Genomic DNA, 1,068 nt, shown 5'->3' with positions numbered 1-1,068 from the left:
TGTCGGTGCACCCAGGTAACTGCTCAGTTTGAGCACGAGCACTGCTAATCGGTGGATGATCTATGGTAGGAAAATGTTGCTTTGCAGACATGAGATGGTGCATGCTGCTCGGAGGCCCTGCTGTGTGCAATGGCGCTGGGGTGAACAGCCGCTGGGCAGGGACATGCATAGAGGTTAGTACTGCAGGAGTGTGAGTCTGCATGAGGCTGCCGGCAAACAATGACTTGAACTGTTCAAAATCGGGTGACTGGACGGGAGCTGGGTGTCCCTGCCCTGCAGGTAATGAAGCAGCATGAGTTGGGTGACAGTCAGCATGGATCGTGATTGCACTGAGATGGGCCTGGATGGTGTCCATAACTTCTTTGCTCATTTTAGGAAACTCAAGCCCCGCATAATCCTTGAAGAACTCATTCACTTGGTGGAAATCTGTTTGCAAGGATGGCATCTCTGTGGTGGGACATTTCACTGCCGTGAGAGACCTCAAAAACCGGGAAAAGTTAATCGAGGCGTTGAACAAGGTAGAATGTTTTCCATAAGCTAGCTCAAAATAGGACCTGAGGTTAGCACGTTGGATGTCCAGAACCTGATAGAAACCAGCAGCCTGGTCCACCACATCGCCAACACAGTGGGTCAAGAACTCACGCCACTCCTCAAAACACTGCATTTTGTAGACCAATTCACAAAAACCCTCATGAGCTTCCTGCAGCGATTCCTCAGTTTGGTATTGGGGGTGTGGGACACTTGCAGAGAAGGAAACCAAATCAGACTGCAGAGATCTTCCCAACTGATATAATTGGAAAACCTGGTTCAGCAAGTTGAATTTAGTGGTGACTACGGCCACCACGGCCTCCAGCCTCTGCCTCAGACCTTCCCCAGGTGAGGAGTCTGCACGTGACTTGAAGAGCCGCTCCAGCCTGGCCCCTATACTGCGCAGCAGTGCCGGGGACAGGGCGTCGAAGAAGCGGCTGAAGTTAGAGTCGATGGAACTGTTCGCCATTTGAAACACCTCAAGGAATCTCTCTGCCTCAATTAAATGGTCCCACCCCCCCACCCACACAGTTGTGGGTG

The 1,068-nt window shown here is 51.7% G+C and carries 1 protein-coding gene; it reads right to left on the bottom strand.

Annotated features, from left to right (window positions below):
* Positions 1-997 (bottom strand): hypothetical protein (locus ACN0IC_RS15750; protein WP_416879693.1); only part of this gene is annotated, 997 nt, incomplete at its 3' end.
* Between the last annotated feature and the right edge of the window lie 71 nt (positions 998-1,068).

The organism is Litorimonas sp., assembly GCA_029936425.1.
Taxonomy (GTDB): domain Bacteria; phylum Pseudomonadota; class Alphaproteobacteria; order Caulobacterales; family Maricaulaceae; genus Litorimonas.
The sequence above is the reverse complement of the archived record's forward strand: the minus strand, read 5'-3'. Positions and strand labels throughout refer to the sequence as shown.